This is a genomic window from Chryseobacterium sp. SG20098, assembly GCF_031844745.1.
In the GTDB taxonomy this organism is placed as follows: Bacteria; Bacteroidota; Bacteroidia; order Flavobacteriales; family Weeksellaceae; genus Chryseobacterium; species Chryseobacterium cucumeris.
In genome coordinates this window covers 912,771-936,392 of record NZ_CP134622.1, presented here as the reverse complement: position 1 = coordinate 936,392, position 23,622 = coordinate 912,771, and the positions used below count along the sequence as shown (strand labels likewise).

24 protein-coding genes are annotated in these 23,622 nt (G+C 35.3%); 9 read left to right on the top strand and 15 right to left on the bottom strand.

The annotated features are described in order from the left end of the window. Window positions 1–153: 153 nt before the first annotated feature. Window positions 154–945, bottom strand: coding sequence for a S1/P1 nuclease (locus tag RHP76_RS04220; RefSeq protein ID WP_047374592.1), 792 nt, complete (start codon window positions 943–945; stop codon window positions 154–156). A 485-nt stretch (window positions 946–1,430) separates the two neighbouring features. Here RHP76_RS04220 and RHP76_RS04215 point away from each other — a divergent pair, with 485 nt between their 5' ends. The 4 genes from RHP76_RS04215 (at window position 1,431) to RHP76_RS04200 (ending at window position 5,747) form a co-directional block, all read left to right on the top strand. Next, window positions 1,431–2,348, top strand: a complete 918-nt coding sequence (locus RHP76_RS04215; RefSeq protein ID WP_238590626.1) for a type VI secretion system baseplate subunit TssG — start codon at window positions 1,431–1,433, stop codon at window positions 2,346–2,348. Window positions 2,349–2,468: 120 nt separating this feature from the next. Next, window positions 2,469–3,305 carry a TssN family type VI secretion system protein gene (locus RHP76_RS04210; RefSeq protein ID WP_311229569.1) on the top strand — a complete coding sequence of 279 codons (837 nt, stop codon included), beginning with the start codon at window positions 2,469–2,471 and terminating at the stop codon, window positions 3,303–3,305. A 26-nt stretch (window positions 3,306–3,331) separates the two neighbouring features. Beyond that, on the top strand, window positions 3,332–4,471 hold the full coding sequence (locus RHP76_RS04205; protein ID WP_062674847.1) for a hypothetical protein: 1,140 nt from the start codon (window positions 3,332–3,334) through the stop codon (window positions 4,469–4,471). Window positions 4,472–4,571: 100 nt separating this feature from the next. Beyond that, entirely contained in the window at window positions 4,572–5,747 is a 1,176-nt protein-coding gene (locus RHP76_RS04200) for an aminotransferase class V-fold PLP-dependent enzyme (protein WP_288441836.1), read from the top strand. Window positions 5,748–5,799: 52 nt separating this feature from the next. On the opposite strand, the gene blaIND is transcribed toward RHP76_RS04200, so the two are convergent. Next, the gene (gene blaIND, locus RHP76_RS04195; protein ID WP_311229568.1) at window positions 5,800–6,528 is read right to left on the bottom strand and encodes an IND family subclass B1 metallo-beta-lactamase; all 729 of its coding nucleotides are present in this window, start codon (window positions 6,526–6,528) and stop codon (window positions 5,800–5,802) included. A 362-nt stretch (window positions 6,529–6,890) separates the two neighbouring features. Next, complete coding sequence (locus tag RHP76_RS04190; RefSeq protein ID WP_311229567.1) at window positions 6,891–7,544, bottom strand: metal-dependent transcriptional regulator; 654 nt, start codon at window positions 7,542–7,544, stop codon at window positions 6,891–6,893. A gap of 85 nt (window positions 7,545–7,629) precedes the next feature. Here RHP76_RS04190 and RHP76_RS04185 point away from each other — a divergent pair, with 85 nt between their 5' ends. After that, window positions 7,630–8,658: a threonine aldolase family protein gene (locus tag RHP76_RS04185; RefSeq protein WP_277694886.1), complete on the top strand. Its 1,029-nt coding sequence runs from the start codon at window positions 7,630–7,632 to the stop codon at window positions 8,656–8,658. Window positions 8,659–8,817: 159 nt separating this feature from the next. Here the strand turns inward: RHP76_RS04185 and RHP76_RS04180 are convergent, their stop codons facing one another. Then, a complete protein-coding gene (locus RHP76_RS04180; protein ID WP_120231313.1) occupies window positions 8,818–9,321 on the bottom strand; it encodes a hypothetical protein in 504 nt (167 codons plus the stop codon). 311 nt (window positions 9,322–9,632) lie between these two features. Here RHP76_RS04180 and RHP76_RS04175 point away from each other — a divergent pair, with 311 nt between their 5' ends. Beyond that, window positions 9,633–10,046 (top strand): hypothetical protein, encoded by a 414-nt coding sequence (locus RHP76_RS04175; RefSeq protein ID WP_311229566.1) that lies wholly within the window; start codon window positions 9,633–9,635, stop codon window positions 10,044–10,046. Between the two features lie 15 nt (window positions 10,047–10,061). Further along, window positions 10,062–10,595, top strand: a complete 534-nt coding sequence (locus RHP76_RS04170) for a hypothetical protein (RefSeq protein ID WP_311229565.1) — start codon at window positions 10,062–10,064, stop codon at window positions 10,593–10,595. Between the two features lie 10 nt (window positions 10,596–10,605). On the opposite strand, the gene RHP76_RS04165 is transcribed toward RHP76_RS04170, so the two are convergent. From RHP76_RS04165 to RHP76_RS04135, 7 genes are all read right to left on the bottom strand, one after another. Continuing rightward, a complete protein-coding gene (locus RHP76_RS04165) occupies window positions 10,606–11,160 on the bottom strand; it encodes a DUF4256 domain-containing protein (protein ID WP_311229564.1) in 555 nt (184 codons plus the stop codon). 128 nt (window positions 11,161–11,288) lie between these two features. After that, window positions 11,289–11,687 (bottom strand): DoxX family protein, encoded by a 399-nt coding sequence (locus tag RHP76_RS04160; protein WP_311229563.1) that lies wholly within the window; start codon window positions 11,685–11,687, stop codon window positions 11,289–11,291. A gap of 18 nt (window positions 11,688–11,705) precedes the next feature. Next, window positions 11,706–12,284 (bottom strand): YdeI/OmpD-associated family protein, encoded by a 579-nt coding sequence (locus RHP76_RS04155; RefSeq protein ID WP_288441844.1) that lies wholly within the window; start codon window positions 12,282–12,284, stop codon window positions 11,706–11,708. A gap of 209 nt (window positions 12,285–12,493) precedes the next feature. Next, window positions 12,494–12,967 (bottom strand): SRPBCC domain-containing protein, encoded by a 474-nt coding sequence (locus RHP76_RS04150; RefSeq protein WP_062669349.1) that lies wholly within the window; start codon window positions 12,965–12,967, stop codon window positions 12,494–12,496. 193 nt (window positions 12,968–13,160) lie between these two features. Continuing rightward, window positions 13,161–13,487 (bottom strand): ArsR/SmtB family transcription factor, encoded by a 327-nt coding sequence (locus RHP76_RS04145; RefSeq protein WP_062669351.1) that lies wholly within the window; start codon window positions 13,485–13,487, stop codon window positions 13,161–13,163. A gap of 150 nt (window positions 13,488–13,637) precedes the next feature. Continuing rightward, on the bottom strand, window positions 13,638–15,752 hold the full coding sequence (locus RHP76_RS04140) for a carboxy terminal-processing peptidase (RefSeq protein ID WP_311229562.1): 2,115 nt from the start codon (window positions 15,750–15,752) through the stop codon (window positions 13,638–13,640). Window positions 15,753–16,170: 418 nt separating this feature from the next. After that, window positions 16,171–16,932 (bottom strand): O-methyltransferase, encoded by a 762-nt coding sequence (locus tag RHP76_RS04135; RefSeq protein WP_062669355.1) that lies wholly within the window; start codon window positions 16,930–16,932, stop codon window positions 16,171–16,173. A gap of 646 nt (window positions 16,933–17,578) precedes the next feature. On the opposite strand from RHP76_RS04135, the gene RHP76_RS04130 reads away from it, so the two are divergent. Then, on the top strand, window positions 17,579–18,361 hold the full coding sequence (locus RHP76_RS04130) for a YdcF family protein (protein ID WP_288441852.1): 783 nt from the start codon (window positions 17,579–17,581) through the stop codon (window positions 18,359–18,361). 78 nt (window positions 18,362–18,439) lie between these two features. On the opposite strand, the gene RHP76_RS04125 is transcribed toward RHP76_RS04130, so the two are convergent. Then, window positions 18,440–19,309 carry a DMT family transporter gene (locus RHP76_RS04125; RefSeq protein ID WP_288441853.1) on the bottom strand — a complete coding sequence of 290 codons (870 nt, stop codon included), beginning with the start codon at window positions 19,307–19,309 and terminating at the stop codon, window positions 18,440–18,442. Window positions 19,310–19,506: 197 nt separating this feature from the next. After that, window positions 19,507–19,902, bottom strand: a complete 396-nt coding sequence (locus tag RHP76_RS04120; protein ID WP_311229561.1) for a VOC family protein — start codon at window positions 19,900–19,902, stop codon at window positions 19,507–19,509. Window positions 19,903–20,045: 143 nt separating this feature from the next. Between RHP76_RS04120 and RHP76_RS04115 the strand changes: the two genes are divergently transcribed. Then, a complete protein-coding gene (locus tag RHP76_RS04115; protein ID WP_120231200.1) occupies window positions 20,046–20,639 on the top strand; it encodes a hypothetical protein in 594 nt (197 codons plus the stop codon). A gap of 328 nt (window positions 20,640–20,967) precedes the next feature. On the opposite strand, the gene RHP76_RS04110 is transcribed toward RHP76_RS04115, so the two are convergent. Further along, complete coding sequence (locus RHP76_RS04110) at window positions 20,968–21,921, bottom strand: DUF6624 domain-containing protein (RefSeq protein WP_120231199.1); 954 nt, start codon at window positions 21,919–21,921, stop codon at window positions 20,968–20,970. Window positions 21,922–22,071: 150 nt separating this feature from the next. Beyond that, entirely contained in the window at window positions 22,072–23,529 is a 1,458-nt protein-coding gene (locus RHP76_RS04105) for a MocR-like pyridoxine biosynthesis transcription factor PdxR (protein WP_311229560.1), read from the bottom strand. Between the last annotated feature and the right edge of the window lie 93 nt (window positions 23,530–23,622).

Below are 23,622 nucleotides of genomic sequence, written 5' to 3'. Positions count from 1 at the left end.
ATAATTTCCCCAAATCCTAAATCCTAAATCCTAAACCCTAAACCTTAAACCTTAAACAAAAAAAACGAAACCGAAGTCCCGTTTTTATCTCTAAGAGTTATATTTTAAATTGTTTTGGGTTAAATAACCCGAGCTTGCAACCCGAAATTCTACTTAGAAAAGTTCATTCAATACTTTTGCCAGTCTCAATCCTCCGTACAACAATTGTCTTTCCATCGTTTCATTGAACTTGTACTGATAGTCGTAAGATAGCTTAGAATCGTTTGGAGTCTGTGCATAGATCTTGTTGGCGATTTTATGAGAATCATACAACCAGTCTTCCAGTGTTCCGGATTGAATCTGTGCTACTTCTTCTTTAGATTTGATATCTAAAAGCTTGGAATATTCAGTGTAGCTGTATTTTTGAGAATCTACTAATTTCCCATCCCATACAGAGTGTAAATTGGTTTTTTCCCCGAAATAGGTAACGTTGATTTTGTTTCCTCCTAAATCTTCCGCTCTACCTACGTGAAGTGGCTGTGCAAGATCTCCCATAATGTGGATGAGGAAGATTAAAGCAATTTTTCTGTCTTTTTCAGAAGTGTTTTTGTCTTTGATCTGGCTTGACAATGTATTTACCTGAGTGTAAAGACTTGGTCCTGCCTGTGCTTTTAAATTTTGTTCAAAAGCTTTAAAATCAGTCATCGGATCAATGTTTACATAATGCCATGATGAAGCCTGCTTCCATGCACCTGTAGTATCAGATTTAATGAAATCCGGCCAGTTTGCCCAGTAAGCCAGACGCTCTTTTCCCATGATCTTTTTAATCTCTCTTCTTGCTTTGCGGGAAAGGTGGTTTTGTGCAATATCTGCAATCACTCTGTGTCCCGTTAATCCCCACGCATAAGAATAAAGTGAAGAGGCCATGAATGCTAAAATCAGAATTTTAGAATAAATACTTTTCATTTTTTAATAACAATTTTCAGTCTGCAAAGATACGGCCCACTTTCGGAATGAGCATGCTTTATCCTGAATTTATTCCATATGATGATGTTAATAAAATTTAATTTAAATAAAAGAAGCAATTACAGTAGGTTTGACGCTTGGATTTTTCCGGTAATAAAGGTAACAGGATAGAACAATACGGATTACAGTTTAAAATCTGAATCACAATCTTACACTTTAAATTTTAAACCTTGAACTTTAAACTATAAATTAAAACCCTTTAATCGATTGATTCTGAATAGTTAATTTTAAATAATAAAAAACAAATAAATAGGGTATTTACCGTATTTTCACGGAATTTGTAGAAAATTATTCCTATTACTGTCAATAAATTACTACTTTTAGAATAAAATTGTTGTAAAAATATTTTTTCAAACTTATGAGATATATTATCTTTACAAGTCATAATCAGAGGAAACACTATGTATGAGAATAATATTGTAGATATGCATTACAATAAGCTGCAGACAGACTTTAAGGCTGAAGCTGTAGCTGTAAACCTCTTGAAATACCACCGTGCGGTAAGTAATATATTCATTGAGCGTGTCGGTGTGAACGACCGTGCTTACCTAAAAGACATCAAAAGTATTTCAAGCAGTTATTTAGGATTTGATGAGGAAGTTTTTACGATAGAGAGCTACAGAGAAGGTATTTACGACTATCTTCCGGAAGGCTTATTCCATCCACCGTCTCTGGGAGCTTCCAGAAAGAATGTAGATACGGTGGTAAGGGAAATCAGGAAGCAGAAAAGGGTAGAAGATGATGCCCGTAAGTTTTTCCGGCCTTTTGAGCTGGAAGTATTCTTTACGGAAATCAGTGCTTTGCTTAAAGAATCAGAATTTGATATTACAAGCAGCACCGATTCTTTACTGGACACAGTAAGTGAACTTTGGCCCATGATCAAAATGCTGGATAAGCAGAGTGCCTATATTTTTATGCACATTTTACCTTTTTTCCATCAGATCAGAGGAGATAAAAGATGGTTTGAAAGATGTTTGACTGCTTTTCTGCAGGTACCGGTACAGGTTACTTTTTCACCTAATATTATTGACGGAATCGAGAAAAATGATGATTCCATGTTACTGGGAAATTCAAGATTGGGAGTCACCTATATTCCAAGCGGACCTCATATGGACGGGCAACGAAACTGGGTGGTGAACATTGGACCAATTCCTTATGGGGATATGAAGAAGTATATTCCGGGAAGTCCGTTCAGAAATGTACTTCAGTCATTGTATGACTATTTTCTTCCTGTAACAGTGGATGTGGAAGAGAATTTTGTCACAGAAAAAGAGGAATATTCATTCAGTCTTGAAGACGATGAAAGAAATGCCAGCCGCCTTGGATACTCTACATTCCTCTAAATTATTTTATTATATTTACAGCTACCAACAAAGTATAAATTCGAAAAGAAACAAATGGAAATTTCTTCAGTAAAAGGTATTTTTTTAAGGTATATCTTAATGCCTTTAATCGCAATTATTATGATGGTTATACTCGGTGTAATCAGGAGAAATAAACCTGCGATCAAAATTAAGGTGATCATTATATATGTACTCCTTTGCAGTTTGTGTCTGGCTATCCCGGGCGTTTTTGGATTTGCAGGGAACCTTTTTAATCCGTACTGGTATCTTATTGCACAGGTGATCTATCTTATTTTTGGGATTATTCACGTGAACTTACTGCATAAATATTTCAAAAAGTACATCGATTCTCTGGCAATGAGTATTCTGTTTGAGTCTATCCTTTCATTAACGTGTATCGCTTTGGGCGGATATCTTTTCACCCTGATCTTCAACTGGATGAGTAAAGGTACAGGATATGCTGTGATGGCAGCAACAAGTATGGTGATCTTTGTGGTTCCGATGGTGTTTTATTACTGCTATATTCAGTTTATCAGTATTCCTTTTGATATTTATAAAACATGGAGATATTCACCGGAGCAGAAGCTTCCTGATTTTGAAGGGGCAGATTTTGACAGATTAATGGTCCTGAATGTTGAACTGAGCAAAAAACTGGAAGATACCAACCGTTTCAGAATTAAAGCGAAAACACTTCCTACAGGGGTTACTTTCGGAGATTGGTTCTATAGAGTAGTAGATGATTACAACCACAAAAATCCAGGTTCCATTATTCATCTTTCAGACGAAGGAAATGAACCTTATTACTGGATCTTCTACACTAAAAAATCGTTTTTCAGCTTTAGAAAATATATAGATTTCGACCACGACATTACGACAAACAACATTTCTGAAAATGAAGTGGTGATTTGTAAGCGAGTTATTCAGCATGAAGAGGAGGGAGTCAAAAGAAAATCATAAACACAAAAAATTAAAAAGTATTAAACATGATACAGCCTATTAAACATTTTGCAATCAATTGGGTGGACGGGATGAAGGTTTCCCAGAGACACCTTAATGATCAGGATAATTTCTTAATTGATACCATCAGAGATTCCAATTCCCTTGGAATTACTACATATAACTACGGGCTTTTACCTATTTCGAACGAATTTACAGACCGTACCATTTTTGACGTTCACAACACGGCAACCAATGATGTACAGCTTGTAATTAAGCGTTGCAGCGCTGTGACAATGGCAGGATACCGTATTGAACTCACAGACAGAAGGATCAGCGTGAAATCATTGGCGAAATCAATGAATGAAGAACAGGCTGATGGTGAATATTATATTCTGATCTCTGTAAATCCTTTTGATAAAGTACCTTTTGGAGATATTGATCCTGAGGAAATTCCGCCACGCCACCCGAATGCACAGCCGAATCACCATATTGAACTGCTTCCCGTAACGTCTTTGAACAGCAGCTATTCTGGAGGAAATTATCTTATCATCGGTAAGGTAGATTTAAAAGGAAATATTGCTCAGGTGGATTCTAACTTTATTCCGCCTTGTACTTCTGTACAGAGTCACCCGGCTTTGGTGGATTATTACAGCAGCTATGCTAAGTCTATCGGAAATCTTCAGCAGTATGCTTTTAAAATTATTCAGAAAGCATCCCATAAAAATCAGAATACAGCATTGGCACAAAACGTTAAGTTCTTGTGTACTACCATGGTGAATACTTTTGGAGATATGTATTTCCAGTTCAGAAATGTTACCCCTTGGCAGCCGCCTGTATTTTTAATTGAGTCTTTTGCAAGACTGGCGCTTCATTTATACAATTCAACCCAGCTTCTTGTTCCTGCAGAACTGGAGGAAATGCTGAACTACAGTTTGGAATGGAGTGAGATTGCCCCTCATACCTTATTGAACCAGCTTTCTATTGTAGCAGAAACGAATTACGATCACCATAATTGTGGTGAACCATTGCTTTACATTCAACAGATGTTGAGAAGCCTTGAAATTATCTTCTCTAAACTGAGCGAGCTTGATTATATCGGTCAGAGAAAAGAAAATATCATTGTTAATGAGCAGGAAGTTTCCACAAACACGAATCCAAAAAGAGGTTGGAGTGTTTTAGATTAAAATTATTGAGTAAAAATAGAGTCCCGGATGAAAATTCGGGATTTTTTATAGGCCTATTTAGAAAAAATTAAAAGTAAATTTGTTGTAAGGATTGATAAAAATGAATTTAGAGGTTATAAGACAGGATACTCCGGGATGTTCGGATAAGATATTTTTAAACAGTGCAGGGGCTTCATTAATGCCTAAATCTGTTGTGGAGACTACCATTAAGTTTTTATATGAGGAACAGGAATCGGGAGGGTATGCAGCAGCGGTACGAAACCCGGGTATCATCAATCAGTTTTACGAAGAGACTGCAAAATTGATTAATACAAAACCTTCCCATATTGCATTTGTAAGCAGTTCTACAGATGGATATGCAAAAGCTTTATCCAGTATTGATTTTAAAGAAGGAGATTGTATCATTACTACTAATGATGATTATATATCCAATCAGATTGCTTTTATTTCTTTACAGAAAAGGTATCATATTGAAATTGTAAGGGTTGCCAATCTTCCTGACCATGAATTGGATCTTGAAGATTTTGAAAATCTGATCAAAAAGCATAATCCCAAATTAATTGCTGTTACTCACATTCCTACCAATTCCGGTTTAATTCAGAATGTGGAAGGAGTGGGGAAGTTATGTAAACAGTATGATGTCCTGTATCTTGTGGACGCCTGCCAGTCTGTAGGGCAGATCGTGGTGGATGTAGAAAAAATCCATTGTGATTTTCTGACGGCAACCGGAAGGAAATTTATGCGAGGGCCCAGGGGAACTGGATTTTTATACGTTTCAGATAAAGTATTAAACCAGAAAATGTATCCTCTGTTTTTAGATAGTTTTGGTGCTCAATGGACAGCATTTGATGATTTTCAGCTCCATGACACTGCTAAAAGATTTGAACTTTTTGAAAGACCTTATGCTGCTTTAGCTGGATTTGCAGAGGCTTTACGTTATGCCAATGCAATAGGAATGGATCAAATTGAGAATTATAACCGGAAGTTGACCGATACTTTAAGAATTAATCTGCAGAATAATGGTTTCAGAGTTCTGGATAAAGGGAACAGATTAAGCAGTATTGTGACTTTTTGCCAGGCAGATGGAAAGGTTGAAAAGATTCATAAAGCTTTGAGTGATCATAATGTGTTTTTTAAGGAAAACCGCAGACAGGATGCATTAATTGATTTTACGTTTAAAAATATAGACCATGCGATCAGATTATCCCCTCATTACTTCAATACCATGGAAGAAATTGAAAAAGTATCGCAACTTTTAGAAAATAGTAATCATTAATATGATGGTTTAAAAATCGAAGCGCCCTGGCATTAGCCAGGGCGCTTCAAATTTATTTTTTATTCAGAAGATCAAGTGTATGTTCTACGTGCCCGCCTCCTTTCCATTCATCGTGTCCGGGGATAATCAAAGTTGCCTGTGAGTATTTGTTTTTCAGTTTTGTCATGGTTTGAGGCCATTGGGCAACATTGGCTTCTCCCGTATACCCAAGATCAACAGCTGCTTTGCTCTTGACAAGACATCCTCCGTCCAGTATTTTATATTTGGGAAACCATACCACTACATTATCGGCAGTATGTCCTTCCCCAAGAAAGTCTACTATAAATTCTTCTCCACCAATACGATAAGGTTTTCCTGTTTTAATAAGTTCAGTAGAAGTTGCTTTTCCATCCTTCTTCAAAAGCTCATTGGTTTTAGCTGTAGCGTAGGTTTTGATGCCTTTCTTATTATAAAAGCTTAAATCTCCGGCTCTGTCTTCATGTGAATGAGTAGCAAATACCGCAATAACAGGAAGGTTATGTCTTTTCTGAATAGTATCCAAAAGACTTTGATACTGTGTTTTCTGCCAAGGGACATCGAATAAGACAATCCCTTTTTTGGTCACCAGATAAACAGCATTGGTAGAATATTCTTTTCCTCCGAATACTCCGAAAGTTTTATAAATATAAAAATTGGGCTGAATCTGTGGTTCAATGACAAAATCTCTTACCTGAGTGGTTTGAGCCGTTGCCAATGGACTGAATAACATCGAAATAATAAAAAACGGAATGCTTTTTTTCATAATTTTTTTAAGTAATAATTAAAGGTTGGGTATTTGTCGGAAAGACAAAGTCTATAGAAAGTTTTGCAAACCTAGGTAAAAATAAATTTTCGGGTATTTAGGAAAGGAGAGTTTAACCGTTTTTTAACAGTTTGAGGAATAGAGTAAAAGTAGATTTATATGAATATCAAACCTAACAGGTTTTTAAAACCTGTTAGGTTTATTTGGGATATAACATTAAGTAAAGTTTCGCTGTAAGCTTAAAATCAGAATGATACGTCTTAACTATACTTTTCTCCTTAAATTTCTTAATCGTTTAAATTTTTAAAAGCCTAATTTTTTTAATGAAGATCTGTTCAGTTTATTTTTTCAGGGGTAATGGTTTATTTCTTAACAAGTATTTTCTCAGTAGCTTTTTTGCTTAGAATTTCTGTTTTGCCCTCAATTTCTATCGTCATGGATTTATCAAAACTTTCTATTTTTATAATTTTCACTTTTGTATCGAGCAGCAATTTTCTGTCGTTCAGATATGTCAGAAAAGCATCATCAGAAAGGGTAACAGAAGCAAAAGTTACATTTTCTCCTGGTTCACAACTGCTTAATTTTTGTAAATCCTGAGCGATAATATTACCATCTTTATCAGGAATAGGTTCTCCATGAGGATCGAATTTAGGATGATCCAGAATTTCGTCCATTTTATCAAAGAAGATTTGAGAATGCACATGCTCAAGCTGTTCTGCTATCTCATGAACGTTTTCCCAGCCGAAATTCATTTTCTTAACCAGGAACATTTCGGTAAGCCGGTGTTTACGAACCACCAGGGCAGCTTCACGTCTTCCACTTTCTGTAACGATTAAGGGTTTGTAGGTTTCATAAATGACCCACTTTTTTTCCGCAAATTTCTTCATCATATTATTGACACTCGGCATTTTTACATTTAAAAATTTGCTGAGCTCATTAATCGTAACCTTTCCTTCATTGTCAACTAAATGAAACAAAGCTTTCAGGTAATTCTCCTCTGTTAGGGTTGTTTTCAAAATGTTAGATGATTTTCAGTACAAATCTAACAAAATAAAATGAAAAGTTGACTCTTGTTATTTTAACTTTTTTTACTTTTACTCTATGAAATTTTCATTCAAAAACGATTATTCTGAAGGCTGCCATCCTAATATTTTACAGGCCCTTTCGCAGTATAATCTTGTACAGCAGGCTGGCTATGGAGAAGATGAGTATTCATTAAAAGCGAAAGCATTAATTAAAAAAAAAATCAGCAATCCGGATTCAGAAGTTTTTTTAGTTTCTGGAGGAACGCAGGCTAACTTAATTGTTATTTCTGCAATTCTAAAACCTTATCAGTGTGTAATATCTGCTGCTCCCGGGCATATCCTGAATAATGAAACAGGAGCTATTGAAGCTACAGGTCATAAAGTACTTAGCATTGAAACGGCAGATGGAAAAATAAAACCTTCAGATATTGTTCCAATTTTAGAAGGACACAGTAATGTGCCACATCAGGTGATGCCTAAACTGGTTTATATTTCCAATTCTACAGAGCTGGGAACAATCTATCAGGCAAAAGAACTGGAAGAACTTTCTGCATTTTGTAAGGAAAATAAATTATACCTGTTTATGGATGGGGCAAGGCTTGGTCATGGACTGACAGCAGAAATCAGTGATCTTACCCTGGAAAAAGTAGCTGCTCTTACCGATATTTTCTATCTTGGAGGAACTAAAAATGGAGCTTTGATAGGAGAGGCAATTGTGATAAATAATCCTGTGCTACAGGAAGATTTTGCTTTTAATATCAAACAAAAAGGAGCGTTATTGGCAAAAGGAAGACTGTTGGGAATTCAATTTATGGAACTCATGAAAGACAATCTGTATTTTGAGCTGGCACAACATGCCAATCAGCAGGCGATGAAAATTAAAAAAGCGTTGCAGGAAAAAGGAACGGCTTTTCTTTCCGATACCTATACCAACCAGATTTTTCCTATTCTCAGTAACCAACTTATAGAGGTATTATCTGAAAAATTTGAATTCTATGTCTGGAAGAAAGTAGATGAAAATTTTTCAGCCATTCGTCTTATTACTTCATGGAGCACAGAAGATGAAGCTGTGAACCGTTTTATTGAAATTATTGAACAGAATTAAGATAGAATGAAAAGGCTGTCTCAAAAGTCCACTAGTGGATTTTTGTCATTCTGACGAAGGAAGAATCTCTATGACAAACAACTACATGAGATTCTTCACTACATTTTATTTCGTTCAGAATGACACTTTTGAGACAGCCTTTTTTTATTTTATAATGAATTATTTTTTCAAAGCTTCGTTGACTATTTTACAGTCTGCAGGTGTTAGCTTCTGTCCGTCTTTATAACTTATCTTTTTCTCATCAGCATATTTAGATTGTCCGTCTTCTTCTTTATGATCACCAATACCTTCCGTCAAAACATTATCCTTTTGAAGGAAGTAGATATCTCTTTTACTCTTTTTACCTTCAGAGCTGAATTCATAAGTTAGTTTCAGGGTATCTCCGGATTTGAAACCCGTTAGATCTCCTTTTGAACTATCTTTTTCACTGTTTTTATAAGATAATTTTCCGGTGATTGTTCCTAAATTGTCATCAATAGAAGCAAAAACACTGTCTTTCCCTGTTGTTCCGATATAACAGAACGATTTTGGTCCAAGAGTATCTATTACAGGTTCTTCCACAGCAATGGTATCTGCTTCTACTTTGGGAGCCGGAACTTCAGTTTTCTTATTACAATTGATTAAAAAAGCTGATACAGCGCCCAATAAGATTAATTTTTTCATATCCTTAATTGTTAAAAATCAAATTTCTATTCTGCTAAAATAATAATAGTATTTGTATATTAAAAATAGGATATGAAGAGATAATGATTTTTTGGTGAAAATTAATATTTAATAAAATGGATTTTAAGGAAAAATATTAATTAAAAAAATACATTGAAATTACTAATACTTACGGCATGTTAATTATGCTTTATCTAAGTGCACAAAAATGTTTAAAAATATTGCTCATCATGAAATACTATTTTAATGCTCCTAAAAATGTCTGATGTTTTTAGGCATGAAAAATGATTTACTCTTTAAAATTGATTGTAATGAAAAAGAGTGCTAAAGTGCTGGGCTTAGGATTATTTATTTTAGGTGTATGTTTTGTCGGGGGACAGACTCCTCAGAATTATATTTATACCTCCTCGGGAGATCTGCATGGAATTGAAAAACTGATTACCCGTAAAGATATCGGCGGAGTACAGATTGTCTATAACTGGAAAGCTTTGGAAACATCAAAAGATGTATATGATTTTTCTGTTATTGAGAAAGATCTGAATTATCTGACAAGTCTTAACAAAAAGCTATTTATCCAGCTTCAGGACAGATTTTTTGAACCACAGGCAAAATATATTCCGGAGTATGTGTTGAAAGATAAAGAGTATACAGGAGGATTGATTCCTCAGTATGATAATCCGGGTGAAAATAAACCAGTTGGAAACGGTTGGGCTACCCAGCAATGAAATCCAGCGGTCCGAATGAGATTTCAGAAGCTGATAGGTGAGCTGGCAAAGCAATTTGACGGAAAAATACAGGGGATTAATCTTCCGGAAACAGCGATAGATATTGATATGAAAAAAGATAAAACAGGATTTAGCTGCGACCGTTATTTTCAGGCTGAATTGGAAAATTTACAATTTGCAAGAACCGCTTTCCATCAGTCTTACGTATTGCAATATGTTAATTTCTTTCCGTGTGAATGGGAAAATGATCACCAATATATGTCCAGACTGTTCGATTTTGCGTATAAAAATAATATCGGATTGGGTGGACCAGATATTGTTCCTGATAAAAAAGCACAAATGAAAAACTCTTATCCTTTTTTTAATCAGTATAAAGGAAAGCTTTCTCTTGTAGCCATGGCCGTTCAGGAGCCGACGCTGACGTATAAAAACCCGAAAACGAAAAAACCTTTTACCAAAGAAGAATTTACAGAATATGCTGAAAACTATCTTGGCGTTAATATTATTTTCTGGAGTGTGGAATCTCCCTGGTTGAGAGATCCCAGCTAAGAATTCTCCTTTACACTTTTAATAAACCTCGAAATCCTCTTGCGGCATAATAAGAATCTGCACCGTTGTGATAAGTAAATACAGTATTGTACCGTCTGTCACAGAAAATAGCACCTCCAAGTTCACGGATCTGTGGTGGTGTTTTGATCCAGCTTGAAGTCTTTTGGTCAAATTTTCCCAATTCCTGAAGTTGACGATATTTTTCCTCTGTCAAAAGTTCAATGCCCATTTCAGAAGCGGTATCAATGACATTGCTTTCCGGTTTGTTGGCTTTTCTGGCATCCCAGGCAGGATAATCATAGCATAAGCTTCGGCGTTTTGGACTTTCGGGGGAGCAGTCAACGAAAGAGTATTCATCTGTTTTTTTATTATAATCTACCACGTCGGGTTCACCTTCTGTAGTTTCCATTTCGTATAAAGAACGGACCTTTTCGGGATGGGCTTCTAGTTTTTGTTGGATTTTTTCCCATTTCAGATCTTTATGACGGTTCATATTTTTTTCAAAACGGGCTTTTAGTGTTTTCAAAAGCTCGTTGATTTGTTCCTGGGTTAGTTTCTTTTTCATGTCAAATTTTATTTTGTTATGTTGATTGGTGTTGTTGGAAATCGCGAAGACGCAAATTTTATTAATAATGGTTTGTTTAAAGACGAAAGGATTTTACCTGTGATAAAATTTCTGAATCTCTAAAATTATTAATCAGTAATCGTAATTTTTCTTTCTGCAGGTCTGAAGTACCAGGAAATAATGACCAGTACCAATAATAATACCGCAGGAAAAGTTCTGCCGGCCGTATCACCAACGATAAGATGGGAAATTACAGCGCCTGACATGACAAAGAAAAATCCTGCATAGGCCCATTCTTTTAAAAGCAGGCGCTTAGGAATTAAGATGGCCATAACGCCCAGAATTTTCCAGACTCCGATGATGGTCATCAGATAAGAAGGATAGCCGAGATTAGTAAAATTGGCCAGTTCATCTTTGTTTTTCATCAGTTGGACAATGGCTGTTGAAACCATTCCCAAAGCCATCCAAAGGGTGAATATCCAATAGATGATTTTTGTTCTTTTTTGTGAGGGTTGTGGTGTGTTCATGATTGTTTTTTTATATAATTAGTCGTTTAATCCTATTCCGTCCATGATTTGCGGGATGCATTTTTCAATGCGGGCTTCACGGGTTTTAGATTGCTTTGCAGAGGAGAAGTGGAGAAGATAAGCTCTTTGTCTTCCGGGAGTTAATGCTTTAAAAGCTTCCTGTAATGCAGGATCTTGATCCAGCTTCTCCTGAAATTCTTCAGCCATTTCAAACTCTTTTGTTTTCTTCATTTCTACTTTAGCACCCGATTCTTCTATTTCAACGGCTTGAAACATATAAGAGCGAAGAACTTCCTCCAAATCATTAATTTGTGCTACTTCGGTAAAACGAATCTGCCTTGCGGCCTGTACATTTTTAGACTGCTGAATCAAAATATGATCAGGATCTTTCATCAAAGCTCCCTTAAAGAAGAGAAGCGCACAATATTCTTTAAAACCATGGATCAGGAAAATATTTTTCCCTTCATAGGTATAACAGGGACAGCCCCATTTTAAATCTTCTACAAGCTCAGTACTAAGGGCAATAGCTCTTAATTTTTCAAATTCTTCCTGCCATTGTCCGGCATTTTCGAAGAAAAAATTAACTTTTGGATTCATGAGTTCTGGGTTTATGGGTTTGAGGGTTTGAGAGTGGGAGAGTTTTGGGTTACTGGATGTGGGATTCGGGTTATTTTGGGGTGTGATTTGAGTTATTCAGGTTTGAGGGTATTAGAGTGGGAGAGTTTCGGGTTTCGGGATTCGAGTTATTCAGGGTAGTTTATAAACCTCGCACCCCGCACCTCGAAACCCGTATCCCATATCGTCTATTATCTCTTCCTCTCACCACCCAACAATTCCTGCAGACGATTATGCGCCATATTAATACCCTGTGCAAAAGGCATTTTCAGGTGCTGGTCTCTAAAGTCTACAGATTTATAAATGGTTTGGATCGTGATTTTGCTGGTGGTGTCCGTTAACTTTTCAAATTCTAAAAATTCCATCTGAGCCGGAAATGGGGTGTTTTCCATCTGGAAAGTTCTTATAATTTTTTCATTCTGAACAATGTCATGAATAGTTCCATTGGCACTGAAAACCACATCGCCCTGAGGATTTGATGTTTCAAAGCGGTAACTTCCATGTTGTTTGTTTTCGAAATGGGTTACTTTCGTTCCCATCCATTGTTCGAACAATTCAGTTTCTGTATACGCCTTGAAAAGAAGTTCTACGGGAAGGTCAAATTCTCTGATGATGAAGATTTCCTGTTTGCCGCCTTCTGCCTGGATTTTTGTTTTAAGTTCCATATTTTGGGTTTTGGTTTTGAGTTTCGGGATGCGAGATCCGGGTTATTTTGCATTAGAATAGGAGAGTTCAAGGGTTCGGGATGCGACATCCGGGGTTTTGTGTTTACGAGGTTCGAGGTATTTTAAATTGCAATTCATTTATCCAATCAATCTTGAAACTTTGTAACCCGAAACACGTATCTCGCACCTCGCATCACGCTTCTTTATTCTGATACGCTTTCATCACACTTTCCAACTTGTTGAATTTCTCGTCCCACATGTTGCGGAAGGGTTCTATAAAATCGGCTATTTCTTTCATTTTATTGGGATTTAGGTGATAGATAATTTCTCTGCCGTTTTGTTCAGATCGCAGCAGTTCACATTCTGTAAGGATCTGGAGATGTTTTGAAACAGTGGGCCTTGCCGTATCAAAATTGGAGGCAATGGCTCCTGCTGTCATCGAGTGTGTCGCTACTAACATCAATATAGATCGTCTTGTAGGATCTGCTATCGCCTGAAATACATCTCTTCTTAAATTCATCGTGTAGTTATTTGACTACAAATATATGTGTAGTTATTTAGCTACGCAAATATTTTGTAATAAATTTTTGATTATAATGAAAAAAGCTCAACAATATAAGGTAATACATTGTTGAGCTTTGAATTTTTATATGAGAATAGGGAAGTATGCTTAAGATCTTACTTCCAGATCTTCAACGATATTTATGGCTTCCTGCAGGTAGAGGTCTTTTTGCAGATTTTTAATCCATACCTCCGATTTATTTTTGAATGCGGCGTCATTTTTCTCTCTTTCAATATCTTTTGGATACATGGTAAATGTAAGACCACTTTCTAATGTTTTTAATACTTTGAACTTATCATCCTGAGTTTTTCTCTGCTTCATCAGGTCGCTGTATTTTTGTATGCTCAAAGGCACTGTTTTTTCCTTACCCAGATTTTCTTTCCATTGAGCGTATTCAAGTAATAGCTTATAATTATCGTTTTTAGCAATTCTCTCTGCACTTACTTTCTGCAAAGCCTGAATATTGAGAAAGTTTTGTTTATTGAAGCTAGTCCCCTGTATTTTATCCCAGGCTAATGCATAGTCATCATATTTTTCACCGATGTCTGCATAAGAAAAGATATCTTTCATCTGGATATCTGAGCTTACACCTTTTCTCTGGGTAGACTCTCCGGTGATTCTGTAATATTTCTGAATGGTTAGTTTTATGGAACCAAAATCTTCCTCCGTATTTAAAAACCTGTTCAAATCTACAAATACCTGTACCGTTCCTTTTCCATACGAAACAGGAGAACCCATGATAACTGCTCTTCCGTAATCCTGCATCACACCGGCTAAAATTTCTGCTGCGGAAGCAGACAATTCATTCTGCAGAATCACCAGTGGGCCGTTCCAGATGGGAACTTCATTTTTATTTTTTAATGTGGTAATCTTTCCATTTCCATCTTTTACCTGTACATAAGGGCCTGCATCCATGAAAAGTCCCATAATATCACCAACTTCCGTTAAAGAACCGCCAGAGTTCCCTCTAAGATCCAAAACAATTCCCTGGATATTTTGTTCTTTAAGTTTGAGGATTTCTTTTTTAATATCATCAGAAGCATTTCTGCCGTCTTTATCTTCAAAATCCGCATTGAACTTAGGTAGATTAATAAGCCCGTATTTTTTATCGGATGCATTGATGATAATACTTTTAGCAAAAGTATCTTCAATCGATATTTCTTCACGGATAATGGTCACATCCTGAATCGTTCCGTCCTTTTTCTGTACGGTTAAAGTGATTGGCGTTCCTTTTTCACCTCTGATTAATTTAATGGCTTCGCTGGAAAGCATATCCACAACGTTTACAGGATCAGTATCGGGAGTAGATTTTATTTTTAAGATCTTATCACCTTCAGTCAGCTGCTTGGTCTTCCATGCCGGAGCTCCAATGGATAATGTACCGATATACAGGTTTCCTTTCTTTTCCTGAATTACGGCTCCTATCCCGATGATCTTTCCTTTGAAGTCCATATCAAAATCTTTCTTTCCCTGCGGCGAATAATAATTGGTATGCGGATCAAAAATATGGGTATACGCATTGATGTATACGGTAAACCAATCCATTTTTTGCCTTTTCCTGAATCTGATAAATTTCTCTTCCAGAAGATCTTTCACATTTTCTGTCGCTTTTTTTATCTTTTCATCCTGGCTTAGTACTTCGGGCTTACTGTTGTTTCCTTTATTGTTAGAATCTTCCTTCTTCTTTTCTTCGCTTTTCCTATTCATGGATTCTATCTCCTGCAGAATATTGTATTTCACATACTTCCTCCATTCATTGTACTGCTGCTGATTATTGACAGGTGCATTTTTCAGTTTAGGTTCCAAAGTCAGTATTTCATCTTCTTCCAGATTGATGGGTTTACTGAAGATATCCTTCGTCATTTTATCAATTTCATCAATCCTTTGATACAATTTATCGACTGTCAGTTTATAAAAAGTCAAATCTCCCGTGTTTAGATAATCATCCAGTTTGGTTTCATATTTACGAAACTCATCCATATCAGATTGCAGGAAATAGGTTTTTGTAGGATCTATAGATTCAAAATACTGTTTATACACTTCTTTTGAATACGCATCATTAATAGGTTTGGGGCTGTAATGCAGATAAGACAAAATATTCTTTGTATTGACCATAATGATCTGCATCTTTTCTTCTTCATTGAGAGGAGGACGGAAACCGAACACGAAAAATGTAAGCGGAAGAAGAAGTAATAAACGAACGGCTCTAAAATTTTTCAACATATCTATGATTGTGCTTTTAATTGAAAACCATGCTTTTTTATTGCTATTAATTGATGTATTTTCCAATTTAATGATTGAAAATAGTAGTAAATAAGAGTTTTCAATATACTTTTATAAAATCACGTGAATGTATGAAAAATATTTATAATAAGTAGTTGTGGAGTGGGATTTTAAGATAAGTTTAAGGTTTCGGTGATTAGACTTCTTAAAATATTGTATAGCTATTATTTATATAATTTATCTGAAGAAATATTAAATAATTAGTCTCGTGTAAGAACATTAGGCTGATTATTTAAATTATTATAGAATTAAATGAGATCTGTATTTCCTTTTTCTTGTAAGAAATGCACCTTTACCTCCTTCAACTATTTCTGCAATATGCGATATCTGCGTGATCTGCGGGAGATTTTTAGATTGTTTATTTTATAAAAATACCGATATACTTTCCATTGTATTCTACTACAGTCGTTTCGATGTTTTTTTTAATACAAAAATCCTGATAAGCGGAATTGTCGCCAATATCATCGCTAATAAAGACTGCGCCAGGCTTCAATCTTTTATAAATCTGATGGTAAGCCCACATTCTTCCGTGGTAACTTTTGTCAGAATCATAGTGGAAAACATCAAAAGAAGAAACCTTTTTAAAAATTTTAGGTAATGATTCTCTGTCTGCAAAACGGAATAACTGCCAATACTTTTTAAGGTTTTCAGGAACAACATATCCTACATATTGATCACCATCCTGAGCAAGATAAGGCATATCTGAGCTGTAGAGTGTACCATTTCTTTGTTGAAGGGAAAGCAATATGGCCAAAGAAGACCATCCATACGCCACACCTGTTTCCAGAACGTTTTGTGCTTTGGTAAATTCACAGGCGTAATAAATAAGCTCCAGAGCACCAGGTCCACCCATGGTAATAGGACATTCTTGTTCTTTTAAACTGGCTTTTTCCAGAATATCAGCAAAGGTAGATCTGAATTGATCAGTATTCATAGAGAAAAGTCGGGAAACCGCTTCTTTTTGGGAAACTGCTATGGAGGCAGCCCAGGAATTTGTTTTTGCTTTTCCTTTGAACGGACTTCTTCTGCTTACCGTATTTTTAATGATTTTTCTGCCCAGTTCAGGATAAAGAGCAGGTCTTTTAAGATAAGCTACAAATGTTTTGAGAACTGTTGACATTTCATTGATTGTATTAAAGTTACAAGACAAATGTATCCTATTAAAAACCATATTGCATTGAGGCAATATTAATTTTGAGAGTAAATCTGTTTAAGATTTTTTAATAAACAGAGTCCGGTAATCAATCAGTGAAAGATCTTATTTTGATGTGAATGTTAAGCTTTAAAGCATTGATTTTCTTTGTTTTAAAAAAAACAAGGATGATTACTAAACGTGCTGGGAGCTTCGTTAGCAGATTTTGGTGATTAGGCAGATGTTTATACAATAATTTGCGGGATCTGTTTGATTCGCAAAAGATCATATTCTTTGATTTCAGCTGTTTAAAGGAGAAATCATTTCTTTATACTTTGGGAAGAGTTTTTGTTTTTTTCTTTACAAAAATGTCTGTCCAAAAATATATGGAGTACGGTCATAAAAATGGCGATACTATTCTGCTTTTTCACTTGGTAGGTATTTGGTTTTCGTTAACACACTAAAAAGTGTGTTGTTTGCAAATGTATAAAATAATTGGATAAACAGAAAGAAAAATGAGACGAAATTATTCTGATCATTTTTAATAGTCTAATGCTGTGGAAAATGATACTCAGGAAATTGCCTTATCTTTGAGGTTTCTATGCCTTCCGGCATTAATCAATAGTATTCGAAAATGAAATTTTTATTAGACCTTTTATTCCGTGTTGTTCAGCTTTTTACAGAACCTTATTTCTTAGTATTTCTTGCGGTAGTCATCATTGCTCTGCTCAAAAGAAAAAACAAACGCAAAAATCTGAGAATAGGAGTTGGCTTTTTTGCCGTTTTAATGATCATTTTCATAGGAAATGGCTTTCTGGGAAAACTGACTTCCGGATATCTGCAGAAAAATTATGTGGGTACAATTGTGACTAAAAATAAACCTCCTCAAAACCCTGTTATTGTTGTATTGGGAGGTGGAATTGTAGATTTTGAACACACAGAAAAGCTGCATACCATGTCTTATTCCAGAATGGTAACGGCTTATCAGTTGTATCATGAATACAAGACCAATAATCTGCCTTGTAAAATACTGATTTCCGGAAAGGGAAGAGGGCACAAAAGTGAAGCAGAATTATTCAGTGAAAATTTTAAAAAGATGGGAGTATCAGATGCTGATATCATAAAAGAAGATAAAAGCATGAACACATATGAAAATGCAAAATATTCCAGCAAGATCTTACAGCAGATGGCTCCTTCTGATGTATACCTGGTTACTTCCGGGTTTCATATGAAAAGGTCTATGGCTTTGTTTCAGACATTTGGATTAAACCCGGTTCCTCAAGCTTCAGATTTTATAGATACTGAAATTACTGTATTTCCTAACAGTTATAATGCAGCATTTACTTTTGTGATGCTCAAAGAAGTGTTGGGAATATGGCAGGTGCAGCTGTATAACAGCCTGGGATTGAATGGATAGTTATTTAAAACTATGATATAAAAACCGGACACTTAAACTAACTTAGGTGTCCGGTTTTGGTTTAAAAAGCTTTGATTTTTATTTTGTTTTCTTAATAGAAATTACCGTCTGCAAAACCACAGAAGCAATAATAAAGACCAATCCTATATAAAACGAAAGATTCACTTCTTTGCTTTCTCCGAAAAATAAGAACGCCATAATAATAGCATACACAGGCTCCAGATTGTATGTTAAGTTAACGGTAAATGCCGGAATTTTCTTCAAAACCTCTGCAAACATTACATATAAGCCAACAGTACAAAAAAGCGATAAAACGCCCAAATAAGCCGTGTTTTTTAAGTCAGGAACTATGCTATCTGACTGAAAATAGAGGAGATATACGGGCAAAAACGCTCCCCAGCATAAAGTACCGGCAATCATCTGATAATAGTTGATAATTTTGGTATCAAAATGACTCACCAGACGTTTGTTATAAATCGTATACAAAGCCCCGAATGCCGATGAAAAGACGCCTAATATAATCCCAAGGTGATAGGAAGTATCAAAGTGAAATATTAAACTGATTCCTACAATCGTTAACGTACTGAGAAGTAATTCTGAAAGCTTGAATTTCTCCCTATCAAGAACAGGTTTGAATAAAGCTGTGAAAAAACTTGTCAGGCAGTAGCACACCACACCAATGGATATATTGGCATATTTTATACTGGCATAGAAAAGAAGCCAATGGAGCGTAAGCAGTAAGCCGGCTTTTGAAATCTGAATTTTTCCCCGGAAAGGAATATCCGTTGGAATTTTCAAGAGCTTTACAATAAAGAACAAAATAATAGAGGAGAAGAGGAGTCTGTACCAGACCAGTAAACCTTCGTTAAGAGTGATCAATTTCCCGAATACACCTGTAAATCCGGCCAGAATTACGGCCAGATGTAATAATAAATATGATTTTTTCATTTGAGAATGAACTGTAAAATTGGAATTAATATTTTTGTTAGAATGTGAAGCATGATAAAACCGATCGTTAATACGTTAACGACATGAGTATGCTTCAAATTAAATTGAAAATATTAAGGTGCCGGAGGAGGCAGACAGTTCGAGCGGTTCATATTGATCTGTTGAATGTCAAATATAGGGAAAAATATTTTGAAAGTTTACATAAAAAATACATTGAACTTGTGTCCATCCGGATCGGCAAATACAAAACCGTAGTAATTTTCTCCAAATCTCTCAGGCTCTGAAACAATGGTTCCACCAGCATTTTTTACTTCTTCAGCCCATTCATCCACCTGACTTTTGCTTTCTGCAGAAAGGGTGAATATAATTTCGTTGGAGCTTTGAGGATCTCCAAATTTCATGCTTTTCAGGTTGTTTTCTATGATATTTTTTAAGAAAAAGTGAACAACCAATTCATTTCCAGCCATAAAAAAACTTACCAGCTCATTGGAACTGTGTGGGCTATTAGGTCTGAATCCCAGTTCAGTATAGAATTTCTGTGTGCGTTCGAGGTCGGTTACAGCCAGATTGGCCCAGATCATTTTAGGTTTCATACTATTTTATTTTTTGGTTAGGATAAAGGTATTCTGTTTTTACAGAAGAAAACCTGCCATGTGGCAAGATTTTGTATTTTTAAGATCAGTATGAGACTTTGAATGGTTTCAATTTAACATAATGTAATAATGAATTATAGTGCATGAATAAGAGTATTGTAGATAAAATTAAGCAGTTAGGAGGAAATACAGAGGGTTTGCGTGCTGATAAAAGTTTTGTTGAAAACTGGAAGAGTATTAGTTTCAGTCATCATCTTTATGACAAAGATTGGGATGTTTATGGGATCGATCAGTATTATGAGCAGTACAAAGATTTGTATATAGAGGATCAGAAAATTTTTTATAAGAACTTACTGGAACATTATTTTTCTAACCATGAATTGCCGTACGGTCAATATTTTTTCAAAGATTGGATTTTCACGCCCTTTAAAGAAAATATAGAGGATTATGAAGAACTGGATGGACTTGTAGATGAATATGAATTAAAAAAAATCGTACAAGGCAAAGAGATGGATTTTATCTGTATATTTTATTCTTATGGATATCCTGATCATTTTTTTGTTTGTGCAACAGATCCTGACCAGAATAATCCAACAGTCTACGGAACGGATCATGAAATGTATTTTCAGGAAATTGAGAATGAAGGAAAACTGGAAGAGTTTCTGGATCGTTTTATGACCCAGAAAGAGTTCTTAGAAACGGTTAAAGAATATTTGGCCAGGAAAATGACAGAATAAGAGATTCTCAGGCGGTTAGTTACTCTACTTCTAGGTTGTAATAAAAATCCTATAATTTATATTATGTTAAATTGTGTATTGTTTGGCTTTCAAAGATTCACAGAACATGTTATTATATTTCATGATTTTATACTTTCGGCCATTGCATCAGATTTTCAAGTATAATAAACTCTATCTTCCGCAACTGCTTATATTTTCAGATAAATCATCTTAAATCCAGAAAGTTTTTAATCCCTTACGTTTCTTATAAAATAAATGGCAGATTAAGGAATCTTTTAATTGAGCCTTAATCCGCCACTTGTGCCAACTGCTGTAATCAGATGGTTTTCTATTTATTTAATTTTTCTAATTCGGGTAATTCTCTTTTATATTTTTCAACGTCCCAAACCAAATTCCAATTTTTAACATAGTTAGAGATTGGATCTAAGCCAACTTCTGTTCTTCTTTTATCTACATTGTCAGGATCAGTTAAAGGTAAAATATAGTAAGTATTATTACTTTGATTGATTCCTATTTGGCTTCCGTAGATTTGTTTTCTGCCTTCGCGAATTTCTATTCTGTCAATTAACAAAGCTAAAGAACCTGGACTTGCATTTCCTTTTTTTACCGCTTCTTTCATCATGGGTAAATATTTTTTTTGCGTTTCCAGATCTGAATGTTGAATGACAAGAAATAATGCACTATTGGCTTGCGCGCCTACTTTGTCTTTACCCACCCAGCCTTTTTCATCTAATATTTTTTTTACTTTTATTAAGTTAATGGAGTCTTTCTGATTGGTTATTTTCCAAAGGTCATTTATTTCTTTAGAATTTGGGCCAAATTTTTTTTGAGTTTCACTCATTTGTACTCTATATTTCTGGTCTTCATCAAGAATTGCCAATAACTCAGCCTGCAGGGGTTTGTCATAATTTGCTTCTATGGCTGCTAATTTTTTTTCTAACTTTTCAATGGTTTTCCCCCACTCTTTTTTTGAATGCAAATTTTCTAAATCAGTATCAGAATTTAAGTGCTTTAGGTTGGTCCAGCCTTTTTCTATTGATAAGTTCAGCCATTTAAATGCTTGTTTTGTATTTCCCGCTAAAGAAGATGAACATGCACCATTATATAAGTGACTTGGATTTTCGCTTTCGATTTTAAAAGCTTTATCATATAAATCTGCAGACATTTTATACTCTTTTGATTCATATAATTGATTAGCTTCACTTATTAATTTTGAATATTCCTGAGCATTAACGCCTGAGAATAAAAATAGTAATAACAAAGTATAAATAGTATTTCTCATGTTTTCTGTATTTAATTCTTAAATCTTAGATGGTTATTATTCTACTAATATAAAATTTATTTTGATTATTGAATTGTTAAGAGATCATAAAAAAGAATTTATACTAGGTTTTCGTAGGATTGATGAATTTTTTGTTTTTTAATTAAATAATCATATTGAATACCTATTTGTAAGAATTTTCTTCATGAATAAAACGATCTCTTCAAGTTCTTTCTCATTCTTTGAAGCAAAACCTAATCGAAAAGCATTCTCTTCTTCATCTATTCGTTTGATTTGCAATTGTAAAGGAGTTTTCAATGTATTAACGCTGTAGGGATGTTTGAGCTGTATCCAAACCGACAGGCCGCCGTCTGGTAAGGTAAAAGAGATATAAGGGCTCAGATGCTGCTGCAAAAGTATATTCAGATAATCTCTGCGTTGATGGTAAGACTTTTTGGCTTTCTTCAGATACCTTCCCAAATCACCACTTTTAATCAATTCTGCTAATGCATTCTGCATATATCCATCCCCTCCTACATCAATTGCTTTTCGTAAAACAACAGCTTCCTGAATGAAATTTTTAGGAGCTACCATAAAACCAATACGAATGGAAGAACCCAATATTTTTGAAAATGAACCAATGTAAATGACATTCCCCTTATGAGCTCCACTTGCCAAAGGTAAATATGGTGAGGAGGAATAATGATAATCATAATCGTAATCATCCTCAATAATAGCAAACGAATATTGATTGGAAAGCTCCAACAGTTTCATTCTCCTTTCAACGCTCAAAGTGACTGTTGTAGGATAATGATGATGAGGAATGAGGTATACAGCGGTTATTTTTTTCTTTTTACACATTTTTTCGAGAGCATTAATGTCCAGTCCGTTTTCGTCTACAGGAACCTCTATTACAGATGCTTTTGTTTTCTCAAATGCACTGTTCGCAATAGGATATCCTGGTTTTCCGGAAACAATAATGTCTCCATCCTGTAAAAGCAACTGAGCCGCCAGATAAATGCTCATTTGTGCGCCATGGGTAATCAATAGGTTATCAGCGGAAATATTCAGCCCTCTTGTTGCAGATAGATATCTCGATAGCTCTTCTCTTAGTTTTAATGTACCTTGAGTTGTCCCAACAACTGCTTTTTTAATGCTAAAGCTTCTTGATGTATAGCTGCGGTAAATTTTCAACAGTTCATCTATAGGAGAAAGGCGAATATCGGGATGCCCATCATCAATGAAAATCTCAGGAAGAACAGTCAGCTCCTGCTGTGACGGATCTTTCTTTGATAGATGAATCGGAAGGTCGAAATTATTTTCATAGGATAAAGATGAATTTTGAGCGTTCCACTTTTGAGGTTGTAGAGTTGGAATACGCTCAGATACTCTGACCTGTTTCCGGGGAATAATCAGGATCCAATCCTGGGCATTGAGCTCTTCATATGCAGCGATTACCGTCTTACGGTGCACACCCAGTGTTTTTGCAAGTTCTCTGGTACCGGGAAGAGCCATTCCGGCCTTTACATTACCGTTTCTTATTGCATTAATAATAGAGATGGCTATCTGTCTGTAAACAGGAAGCTTTTTTTCTTTATCAATAGTGATGATATGTTCAAACGGAAACATTCTGGACTGCTCTATATGTTTAATCTGGTATACAAATGTAGTCCAAATTACCTATAATTTTGTCCTGTAAATCAAATAATTTTTAATTAAAAG

Coding starts and splice junctions, on each gene's coding strand:
- RHP76_RS04215 (WP_238590626.1), top strand. CDS start 1,431: ATGCATTACAATAAGCTGCAGACAGACTTTAAGGCTGAAGCTGTAGCT.
- RHP76_RS04175 (WP_311229566.1), top strand. CDS start 9,633: ATGAAAAAGAGTGCTAAAGTGCTGGGCTTAGGATTATTTATTTTAGGT.
- RHP76_RS04135 (WP_062669355.1), bottom strand. CDS start 16,932: ATGTCAACAGTTCTCAAAACATTTGTAGCTTATCTTAAAAGACCTGCT.
- RHP76_RS04125 (WP_288441853.1), bottom strand. CDS start 19,309: ATGAAAAAATCATATTTATTATTACATCTGGCCGTAATTCTGGCCGGA.
- RHP76_RS04120 (WP_311229561.1), bottom strand. CDS start 19,902: ATGAAACCTAAAATGATCTGGGCCAATCTGGCTGTAACCGACCTCGAA.
- RHP76_RS04110 (WP_120231199.1), bottom strand. CDS start 21,921: ATGAGAAATACTATTTATACTTTGTTATTACTATTTTTATTCTCAGGC.
- blaIND (WP_311229568.1), bottom strand. CDS start 6,528: ATGAAAAAAAGCATTCCGTTTTTTATTATTTCGATGTTATTCAGTCCA.
- RHP76_RS04115 (WP_120231200.1), top strand. CDS start 20,046: ATGAATAAGAGTATTGTAGATAAAATTAAGCAGTTAGGAGGAAATACA.
- RHP76_RS04165 (WP_311229564.1), bottom strand. CDS start 11,160: ATGAAAAAGAAACTAACCCAGGAACAAATCAACGAGCTTTTGAAAACA.
- RHP76_RS04180 (WP_120231313.1), bottom strand. CDS start 9,321: ATGAAAAAATTAATCTTATTGGGCGCTGTATCAGCTTTTTTAATCAAT.
- RHP76_RS04155 (WP_288441844.1), bottom strand. CDS start 12,284: ATGAATCCAAAAGTTAATTTTTTCTTCGAAAATGCCGGACAATGGCAG.
- RHP76_RS04170 (WP_311229565.1), top strand. CDS start 10,062: ATGAGATTTCAGAAGCTGATAGGTGAGCTGGCAAAGCAATTTGACGGA.
- RHP76_RS04185 (WP_277694886.1), top strand. CDS start 7,630: ATGAAATTTTCATTCAAAAACGATTATTCTGAAGGCTGCCATCCTAAT.
- RHP76_RS04130 (WP_288441852.1), top strand. CDS start 17,579: ATGAAATTTTTATTAGACCTTTTATTCCGTGTTGTTCAGCTTTTTACA.
- RHP76_RS04200 (WP_288441836.1), top strand. CDS start 4,572: ATGAATTTAGAGGTTATAAGACAGGATACTCCGGGATGTTCGGATAAG.
- RHP76_RS04105 (WP_311229560.1), bottom strand. CDS start 23,529: ATGTTTCCGTTTGAACATATCATCACTATTGATAAAGAAAAAAAGCTT.
- RHP76_RS04150 (WP_062669349.1), bottom strand. CDS start 12,967: ATGGAACTTAAAACAAAAATCCAGGCAGAAGGCGGCAAACAGGAAATC.
- RHP76_RS04205 (WP_062674847.1), top strand. CDS start 3,332: ATGATACAGCCTATTAAACATTTTGCAATCAATTGGGTGGACGGGATG.
- RHP76_RS04145 (WP_062669351.1), bottom strand. CDS start 13,487: ATGAATTTAAGAAGAGATGTATTTCAGGCGATAGCAGATCCTACAAGA.
- RHP76_RS04140 (WP_311229562.1), bottom strand. CDS start 15,752: ATGTTGAAAAATTTTAGAGCCGTTCGTTTATTACTTCTTCTTCCGCTT.
- RHP76_RS04210 (WP_311229569.1), top strand. CDS start 2,469: ATGATGGTTATACTCGGTGTAATCAGGAGAAATAAACCTGCGATCAAA.
- RHP76_RS04160 (WP_311229563.1), bottom strand. CDS start 11,687: ATGAACACACCACAACCCTCACAAAAAAGAACAAAAATCATCTATTGG.
- RHP76_RS04220 (WP_047374592.1), bottom strand. CDS start 945: ATGAAAAGTATTTATTCTAAAATTCTGATTTTAGCATTCATGGCCTCT.